The 9,336-nt window shown below is 74.2% G+C and carries 5 protein-coding genes and 1 pseudogene; all 6 read right to left on the bottom strand.

All coding sequences use genetic code 11. From position 1 onward, the window contains the following. Nucleotides 1-48: 48 nt before the first annotated feature. Nucleotides 49-1,635 (bottom strand): glutamine-hydrolyzing GMP synthase, encoded by a 1,587-nt coding sequence (guaA, locus tag ACFW1A_RS34005; RefSeq protein WP_380415967.1) that lies wholly within the window; start codon nt 1,633-1,635, stop codon nt 49-51. Nucleotides 1,636-2,499: 864 nt separating this feature from the next. Next, the gene (locus tag ACFW1A_RS34000) at nt 2,500-4,311 is read right to left on the bottom strand and encodes a GMC oxidoreductase (protein WP_380415965.1); all 1,812 of its coding nucleotides are present in this window, start codon (nt 4,309-4,311) and stop codon (nt 2,500-2,502) included. 11 nt (nt 4,312-4,322) lie between these two features. Further along, entirely contained in the window at nt 4,323-5,942 is a 1,620-nt protein-coding gene (locus tag ACFW1A_RS33995; protein WP_380415963.1) for a succinic semialdehyde dehydrogenase, read from the bottom strand. A gap of 73 nt (nt 5,943-6,015) precedes the next feature. After that, nucleotides 6,016-7,701 carry a serine/threonine-protein kinase gene (locus tag ACFW1A_RS33990; protein ID WP_380415961.1) on the bottom strand — a complete coding sequence of 562 codons (1,686 nt, stop codon included), beginning with the start codon at nt 7,699-7,701 and terminating at the stop codon, nt 6,016-6,018. Between the two features lie 110 nt (nt 7,702-7,811). Then, entirely contained in the window at nt 7,812-8,921 is a 1,110-nt protein-coding gene (locus ACFW1A_RS33985) for a protein kinase (protein WP_380415959.1), read from the bottom strand. Between the two features lie 31 nt (nt 8,922-8,952). Further along, nucleotides 8,953-9,336: pseudogene (locus ACFW1A_RS33980) on the bottom strand (serine/threonine protein kinase); the annotation flags it as partial.

The following is a 9,336-nucleotide window of genomic DNA, read 5'->3' as shown; positions in this document are numbered from 1 at the left end:
CACGGGTACGTGGGTGGCGGTGCGGCCGTTCAAAACCAGCGGGAGTTGCTACTCCCACTCGATGGTGCCCGGCGGCTTGCTGGTCACGTCCAGCACCACGCGGTTGACCTCGCGCACCTCGTTGGTGATCCGGGTGGAGATCCGGGCCAGCACCTCGTAGGGCAGGCGCGACCAGTCGGCGGTCATCGCGTCCTCGGAGGAGACCGGGCGCAGCACGATCGGGTGGCCGTAGGTCCGGCCGTCGCCCTGCACGCCGACGCTGCGCACGTCCGCCAGCAGCACCACCGGGCACTGCCAGATCTCGCGGTCCAGACCGGCCGCGGTCAGCTCCTCGCGGGCGATCGCGTCCGCCTCGCGCAGCAGGTCCAGGCGGTCCTTGGTGACCTCGCCGACGATCCGGATGCCCAGGCCCGGGCCGGGGAACGGCTGGCGCTGGACGATCTCCTCCGGCAGGCCGAGCTCCTGGCCGACCATCCGGACCTCGTCCTTGAACAGCTTGCGCAGCGGCTCGACCAGCTGGAACTCGAGGTCCTCGGGCAGGCCGCCGACGTTGTGGTGGGACTTGATGTTGGCGGTGCCGGTGCCGCCGCCGGACTCCACCACGTCCGGGTACAGGGTGCCCTGGACCAGGAACTCCACCGCCGGACCCTCGTCCGCGATGATCTCGGCCTGGGCCTGCTCGAAGACCCGGATGAACTCGCGGCCGATGATCTTGCGCTTCTCCTCCGGGTCGCTGACGCCCTTGAGCGCGGTCAGGAACCGCTCCTCGGCGTCCACCACCTTGAGCTTGACGCCGGTGGCGGCCACGAAGTCCTTCTCGACCTGCTCGGTCTCGCCCTTGCGCATCAGGCCGTGGTCGACGTACACGCAGGTCAGCTGGTCGCCGATGGCACGGGCCACCAGGGCGGCCGCCACCGCGGAGTCCACGCCGCCGGACAGGCCGCAGATCGCGCGCTTGTCGCCGACCTGCGCCTTGATCAGCGCGACCTGCTCGTCCACCACGTTGTGGGTGGTCCAGGTCGGCGCGATGCCGGCGCCGCGGTAGAGGAAGTGCTCCAGGATCTGCTGGCCGTGCGTGGAGTGCATCACCTCGGGGTGGTACTGCACGCCGTAGAGCTTGCGCTCGTCGTTCTCGAACGCGGCCACCGGGACCACGTCGGTCGAGGCGGTGACGGTGAAGCCCTCGGGCGCCGCGGAGCAGGCGTCGCCGTGCGACATCCACACCGACTGCTCGGCGGGGGTGCCCTCGAACAGGGTCGAGCCGGCCTTGGCGACGTGCAGCGGGGTGCGCCCGTACTCGCGCGCACCGGTGTTGTCCACGGTGCCGCCGAGGGTGATGGCCATCAGCTGGAAGCCGTAGCACATGCCGAAGACCGGCACGCCGGCCTCGAACAGCGCGCGGTCCAGACGGGGGGCGCCCTCCTCGTAGACCGAGGACGGACCACCGGACAGGATGATCGCCTTGGGGTTCTTGGCGAGCATCTCGGCGACCGGCATGGTGCTCGGCACGATCTCGCTGTAGACCCTCGCCTCACGCACCCGGCGGGCGATCAGCTGGGCGTACTGGGCTCCGAAGTCGACGACCAGGACGGTGTCGACCGACGGTACGGAGTGGTCGGGGGTAGCAGGGGACACAGACGGCCTTCCGGCGGCGATGTGGGGGTTCCGCCTTCGATTCTACCGGGACCGCCGTCCTGCTCCGCCAAGGAGTGGCGGCCACCCGGGTTCACCCCTTTGCCACGGCGCCCGTGTCCGCTCCCGCCGCCCCCTCGTTGGACCCGGCGACCGTACGACCGCGGCGCACCCGCCAGGTGCGTCCGCGACCGCGCCCGGGCCCGCGCCCGTACGGTCCGGCAGGACCACGCGTGGAAGTCCAGTCCGCTCGCGCACGTGGCGCGCCCCGCCCCCGACCGGCAACGGTCGGGGAGAGGAAGCGTCGTGGGACCGTGCACGGGTGCGGGGAGGCGGCGGCAGGGGACAGCGGCCGGCTCACGACTGTGCCAGGAGGTGCGGCGGCGACGTCCGGGGACGCCCGGACCGCCGTCGCGCCACCCGGCAGCACCCCGTCGACTACTCAACGTCACCGCAGGATCGCCGGGACGGCCGGCACCGACCGCCCGCCGACCGGGTGTCAGAAACGTGCCTGGCAGAAAATGGACTGTGCCGAAGTACGCCGAACCGGTTGCAGAGCACGGCCCGTCTCCACCACGATGCAGGGGAGGGCGCACCGACCGGCCGAAGTCCGCCGGTGGGCCACCGGCTCCGCTGCTCCCGCCCATCGGCGGTGACAGTGGGTATTGCCTCACGCTCCGTGAGGACGAGGCGCCGAGACGGCGGGCCCGACCGGGCCGACCGCCGCGACCGGGCGCCCACCGAGCCAATCGAATAAGGCGGCGCTCCTCCCCCGGCGCCGCCGTCCCCAGCACCGGCGCAGCCCTGACGCCGCGTGCTGAGCGACAAAGGGCCCCGTTCCCCCGCGGGGCCCTTTGCCTTGCCCGGCTACTCCTGCGGCTGCGCCGCCCGGCCCGGCACCTCGGGCACCGGCAGCAGCAGCTGCCCGAAGGCGCCCGCCGGCACCGCGGGGCGGTGCGGCGCCACCGGGGCCACCCGGCGGTAGGCCTCGCCCGGCTCCGGACGCGGGTCCGGCTCGCCCTTGTTCGGCCACATCGACATGGCCCGCTCGGCCTGGGCGGTGATGGTCAGCGAGGGGTTCACGCCGAGGTTGGCGGAGATGGTGGACCCGTCCACCACGCTGATCCCGGGGTGGCCGTAGAGCCGGTGGTACGGGTCGACCACGCCGCGCTCGGGGCTGTCGCCGATCGCGCAGCCGCCGATGAAGTGCGCGGTCATCGGGATGTCGAAGATCTCGCCCACGGTGGAGCCGGCGAAGCCGCCGATCTCCGCCGCGATCGCCTTGGCGCCCTCCTCGGCCGCCGGGATCCAGGTCGGGTTGGGCTCGCCGTGGCCCTGCCGGGAGGTCAGCGTCCCCTTGCCCAGGCCCTTCTGCTTGAGCGAGACGGTGATCGAGTTGTCCAGCGACTGCATCACCAGGCCGATGATGGTCCGCTCCGACCACCGGTAGTTGCTCAGCGAACGGGCGAAGACGGTCGGGTGCTTGACCGCGGTGACGCCCGCGCGCAGCCAGCGCGGGCCGCGGCCGGCGCCGGGCACCTGCTGGATCGACAGGAAGCCCATCGCGTTCGAGCCCTTGCCGTAGCGGACCGGCTCGATGTGGGTGTTCCCGTCCGGGTGGATCGACGAGGTGATCGCCACGCCCTTGGTGAAGTCCACCGGCCCGCCGTAGCGCCGCGGCGTGGTCTGCGCGCCCACCAGTGCCTCGGAGTTGGTCCGGGTCAGCTCGCCCAGGGTGGCCGGGATGCCCGGCAGCAGGCCGCTGTCCCGCATCGTGTGCAGCAGGGTCTGGGTGCCGTAGGTGCCGGCCGCGACCACCACCCTGGCGGCCGTCAGGGTCCGGGCGCCGGCCTTCTTCGCCGCCGCGCCGCGGGCGTTGGTGCGCAGCACGTCCACCGCGAAGCCCGGGGTCCCGTCGGCACCGGCGAGCTCGCGGATCCGGGAGACCGTGGTGAGCGGGTGGATCTCGGCGCCGTTGGCCTCGGCCAGGTGCAGGTAGTTCTCGGTGAGCATGTTCTTGGCGCCGTGCCGGCAGCCGGTCATGCATTCGCCGCACTCCACGCAGGCCTTGCGGCGCGGGCCGGCGCCGCCGAAGTACGGGTCCTCGACCTCGCCGCCGGGCGCCGCCTCGGCCGAGCCGTCGGCGTCCCGGCCGTCCCCGAAGAAGACGCCGACCGGGGCGAAGTGGAAGGTGTCGCCGCAGCCCATCCGCTCGGCCGCCGCCTTCAGGTGCACGTCCGAGGGCGTCATGGTGGGGTTGGTGCGCACCCCCAGCATCCGCTGCGCCTGGTCGTAGAAGGGCGCCAACTCCTCCTGCCAGTCGGTGATGTGCTGCCACTGGCGGTCCTCGAAGAAGGCCTTCGGCGGCACGTACAGGGTGTTGGCGTAGTTGAGCGAACCGCCGCCCACACCGGCCCCGCCTAGCACCAGCACGTTGGCCAGCAGGTGGATCCGCTGGATGCCGTACAGGCCGAGCGAGGGGGCCCAGAGGTAGTTCTTGACGTCCCAGGAGGTCTTCGGCAGTTCGTCCCGGGTGAAGCGGCGGCCGGCCTCCAGCACGGCCACCCGGTAGCCCTTCTCGGTCAGCCGCAGCGCCGAGACCGAGCCGCCGAAGCCCGAGCCGACCACGACCACGTCGTAGTCGAACTCCGCGTCCACGTCGCCCACGTGCTCGCTCACTCGAACCCCGCTCACTTGAACCCCAGTGCCTTCAGCGCCCGCAGGCTCTTGGTGAACAGCGCGGCGAACTTCGCGTCGTCCAGCCCGAAGGCCGGCGCGAGCGGCATCACCCGCTGGCTGGCGATGGTCTGCGCCTCGGTGAAGCGCAGGATCCCCTCTGCGCCGTGCCGCCGGCCCAGGCCCGAGTCGCCCATGCCGCCCATCGGCGAGGCGACCGAGCCGTAGGCCGCGGCGTAGGCCTCGTTGACGTTGACGGTGCCGGTGTGCAGCCGGGCCGCGACCGCCCGGCCGCGCCGCAGGTCCCTGGTCCAGACGCTGGAGTTGAGGCCGTACGGCGTGGCGTTGGCCAGGCCGACCGCCTCCTCCTCGGTGTCGAACCGGTAGATCGAGACCACCGGTCCGAAGGTCTCCTCGGTGCACACCGCCATCTCGGGGGTGACCCCGTCCAGGATGGTCGGCTCGAAGAAGAGCGGGCCGATCTCCGGCCGGGCCTGCCCGCCGGCCACCACCGTGGCGCCGGCCTTGACCGCCTCCTCGACGTGCCGGGTGACCGTCTCCAACTGCCGCCCGGAGACCAGCGATCCCATGTCCGCGCCGTAGGCCAGCCCGCCGCCCAGGCGCAGCGCCGCGGTCCGCTCGGCGAACTTCGCCAGGAACGCGTCGGCCACCGAGCGGTGCACGAAGAGCCGCTCGATCGAGATGCACAGCTGTCCGGCGGAGGAGAAGCAGGCCCGCACCGCGCCCTCGGCGGCCTTGTCCAGGTCCGCGTCGGCCAGCACCAGCAGCGCGTTCTTGCCGCCGAGTTCCAGCGAGGCGCCGACCAGCCGGGCGGCGGCCCGCTGGGCCACGTCCCGCCCGGTGCGGGTGGAGCCGGTGAACGAGACGTAGTCGGCGTGCTCCACCACGGCCGGGCCGATCACCGGGCCGTCGCCGATCACCACCTGCCACAGCTCGGCCGGCAGCCCGGCCTCGATCAGCAGTTCGCGGGCCCAGAGCGCGGTCAGCGCGGTCTGCGTGTCCGGCTTGTTGACCACCGCGTTGCCCGCCACGAAGGCCGGCAGCGCGTCGCTGACGGACAGCTCCAGCGGGTAGTTCCACGGCGAGATGTGGCCGATCACGCCCTTGGGCCGACGGCCCTCGACCGTGTGGGTGAGGACCGGGACGGCACCGCCGCGGCGCCGGTCCTTCAGGTAGCCGGCGGCGGCGCGGCCGTAGTGCCGGGCCGCCATCGCGGTGGCCAGCACCTCCTCGAAGGCGTGCAGCCGGGCCTTGCCGGTCTCCGCCTGGATCAGGTCGAGCACCTCGTCCTGCCGCTTGAGCAGCAGGTCGTGGAAGCGCAGCAGCACCTCGGCCCGGCGCCTGACCGGCAGCGCGGCCCACGCCTGCTGGGCCTGGCGGGCCACCCGGTAGGCGCCGGCCACGTCCTCGGGGGTGGACTGGGGCAGCTCGGCGAGCGGCTCGCCGGTGAGCGGCGCGAGGGTGGTCACCGGCCGGGCGTCGCCGCCGGCGGTGACGCCGCGGGCCAGCCGCGCGACCAGGGACTTGGGAACCGCCGAGGCGACCGTACGGCCGGCGCCCGGCGCCACGGGATTGCGGCCGGTGCCGCGGCTGACTGCCGAGATGTCCGTCATGGGCGCAGCCTAGGCGCTCGCCGCCCCGGGCGGTACCCGTCAGTAACTACAAAGCGGCCCGGCGACCGGTGTTTTATCCGGCGCCCTGGCCCCGGCGGGTGGTGGTGAAGTTGTTGAGGATCGTGGTGAACCGCTGCTGCGCCACCACGGCGTCGCCCACCGGGGCGGAGACCAGGATCGCGTAGGCGGTGCCGTCGGTGTCCTTGAACTCCTCCTCGAAGACCCGGCGCGGGCCGGGGTTGGGGCACTTGTCGCTGCAGGTGAAGGTCCACTCCCAGCGGGCGCCCTCGTGGCCGTTGACCGTGTTGGCGCCCAGGCTGACCTGCTTGTAGTCCTTCAGCCCGCGGTCGTCCGTCTCCAGGCTGCGCAGGTGGTCCAGCGGGGAGCCCAACTCGCCCGCCGAGATGGCGAACTGGATCAGGTGCCGCTGACCGTCCGGGGTGTAGTAGATGTTGTTGCCGTTGGCGGTGCGGCGCTGCCAGGTGCCGCCGTCGTCGGGCAGCGGGAAGCGGAAGCCCTGCTCGTCCTGCTGCCAGTGGTAGCCGGTGGGCAGCGGGCCGAAGGTGTCGGGGGCGGTGGGCTGGTCGGTCGACGGGGTGGACGCCCGGGCCGTCGGGGTGGTGTCACCGGCCGGGGTGCCGCGGTGCCCGGTCAGCCGCAGCACGCCGTAGCCCGCGCCGCCGAGCAGCACGGCGGCGGCCAGCACCAGCAGGGCGAGCCGCCGGGCCCGGCCCGGGCGGCCGGGTCCGGCCGCCGGCTCGGCCGCCACGGTGACCGGCTCGGCCGGGGCGGGCCCGGGCTCCTCCGGCTCCGCGGCTTCGGGCTCCTCGACCGCCGCCAGGCGGTCCACCACCGGCACCGACTGGGTCGGCATCCGCAGCGGCTGCGGGGGGCCGATCGACACCGTGTGCCCGTCGGTCACCGCGCGTAGCATCCGCAGCGCGGCGTCCGCGCTCGGGCGCTCCTCGGGCGCCTTGGCCATCAGCGCGGCCAGCACCGGGCCCAGCGCGCCGGCCCGGACCGGCTCCGGCAGCGGCTCGTCCACCACGGCGGCCAGGGTGCTGATCGGGTTGTCCCGGCGGAACGGCGACTGGCCCTCGACCGCCGCGTACAGCGTCGCGCCCAGGCCCCACAGGTCCGAGGCCGGCCCCGGCCGGCCGCCCTGGGCGCGCTCGGGGGCCAGGTAGTCCGGCGAGCCGACCAGGTCGCCGGGCCGGGTCAGCTCCGAGGAGCCCTCGAACTTGGCGATCCCGAAGTCCAGCAGCACCGCGCGGCCGGTGCCGCGCTCCAGCAGCACGTTGGCCGGCTTGACGTCGCGGTGCAGCACCCCGAGCTGGTGGCCGCGGTGCAGCGCCGCCAGCACCTGGGCGCCCACCTCCGCGGCCGCGCGCGGGGAGAGCGGGCCGTCCTGGGACGTCACGTCGGCCAGCGACCGCCCGTCGATCAGCTCCATCACGATCCACGGCCGGCCGTCCTGCTCCAGCACGTCGTGGATGGTGATCACGCCGGCGTGCTTGATCCGCGCGGCGGCCCGGGCCTCCTGCTTCATCCGGGACTGCAGGATCGCCAGGTCCTCCTCCGGCAGGTGGTCCACGGTCAGCTCCTTGACCGCCACCTCCCGGTCCAGCATCAGGTCGACCGCCCGCCAGACCGTGCCCATGCCCCCGCGGCCGAGCCGCTCGCCCAGCTCGTAGCGCCCGGCCAGCATTCTCGGCTGCGCCGTCTGCTCCTGTCCGCCCACGGCGACCGCCCCCCTCATCGGTGCACCTGATCACCGCTCGGACAATGTTCCGGCTCCAGCCTAGGCGTCCGACCCCGGCCCCCCGCGTCCGACCCGGCCGCGTGACCACCCTGTGACCCGGCGGCCGGTCAGCCGTTCAGCAGGACCACGGCGGCCATCGCCGCCACCATCGCCGCCAGCACCCCGCCCACCAGCAGCACCGGCACCAGCGCCGACGGGCGCCGCTCGGCGGCCCGGGCGTGCCGGCCGTGGTCCACGGCCACCGGGTCGGCCGCGCGGCGCTGCCGCCGGACCAGCGGCCAGGACGGGCGCAGCACCGGCAGCACCTCGTGCTCCGGCTCCGACCGGTACGGCTCCGGCGCCCCCGCCAACAGTTCGGCCAGCCACTCCCGGGCCTGCTCCGCGGTCGGCCGCTCCGCCGGGGCCGGTGCCAGCAGCCGGTCCACCAGCGGCCGCAGCGGCCCGCAGGCCGCGCTGTCCAGCCGCTGCCCGGCCCGCACCGCGGTGTACAGCACGGTCGGCGTCTGGTCCGGGAACGGTCCCTGCCCGGTCAGCAGCCGGTGCAGCAGCACGCCCAGCGCCCACAGGTCGGCCGCCGGCCCCGCGGTCGGCACCTCGGCCAGCAGCTCCGGCGGCCAGCGCTCGGCCACCGCCCCGACCAGGCCGGCCCGGGCCTGCCCCCAGCGCCGCCCGTCCGCCCCGCCCAGCTCGCGGGCCAGTGCCTCCTCGACGGCGCCCAGCGCCGGCGAGCCGAGCAGCGCCGCACCGTCCTCGCAGACCAGCACCCGCTCGGCCAGCACCCCGCCGTGCACCAGTCCGGCCCGGTGCACCGCGACCAGCGCGCCCGCCAGGTCGGCGGCCAGCTCGGCCACCCGGTACGGATCCATCGGCCCGTCGGCGGCCGGCTCGGTCAGCGGCACCCCGGACGGCAGCTCCACCGCCGCCCAGACCGTGCCCTCCTCGGCCAGCACGGCGAAGGACTGGCGCAGTCTCGGGTGCTCCGGCAGCGCGGCCAGCACCGCGGTGGCCTCGGCCAGCACCGCCTGCGGGTCCAGCCACCGGCTGCCCTCGAACTCCACGCTGCCGGCCAGCTCGGGCACCAGCACCTCGGGCAGCTCGACCCCCTCCAGCAGCACCCGGGCCCCGGTGGCCGCGTCCACGGCGAGCAGCCGGGACCCGCCCGCCCGGTCCGTCACCCGGTACCGGCCGGCCACCGTCCGTCCCGGGCCAGCTCGCATGGCCGCTCCCCTCCCTCTCGCGTCCCGCTCGCTACGGCGCGGGCTGGAAGCTGTCGAAGGCGGTCTGCCGGGCCTGGCCGAGCTCGGGCGTGTTCCAGTCGCTGTCGTTCGCGGTCCAGTAGAGCGCGTAGCCGTGCGAACCGGCGACGAATCCCCGGTTCAGCGAGCGCTTGGTCGTCCCGGAGCCGAAGGTCCACTCCCAGTCGGCCGCGTTGGTCCACTGCCGGTAGGTGATCGCTTCCATCCGCACCAACTGGTAGTTGGACGAACCGGCCCGCACCGACGGTTCCTCGCTCTTCCAGGCGCCGAGCGCGCTCGGGCCGGGCGGGCTGATCCAGTCGAGCTGCAGTCGCAGCCCGTGGCCGGTGAAGACCCGCGAACCGTCCTTGGAGGAGGCGTCCTCGGTCATCCAGGT

The sequence above is a fragment of the Kitasatospora sp. NPDC058965 genome, from assembly GCF_042741245.1.
GTDB lineage: Bacteria > Actinomycetota > Actinomycetes > Streptomycetales > Streptomycetaceae > Kitasatospora.
This window is presented reverse-complemented; position numbering and strand designations above follow the sequence as displayed.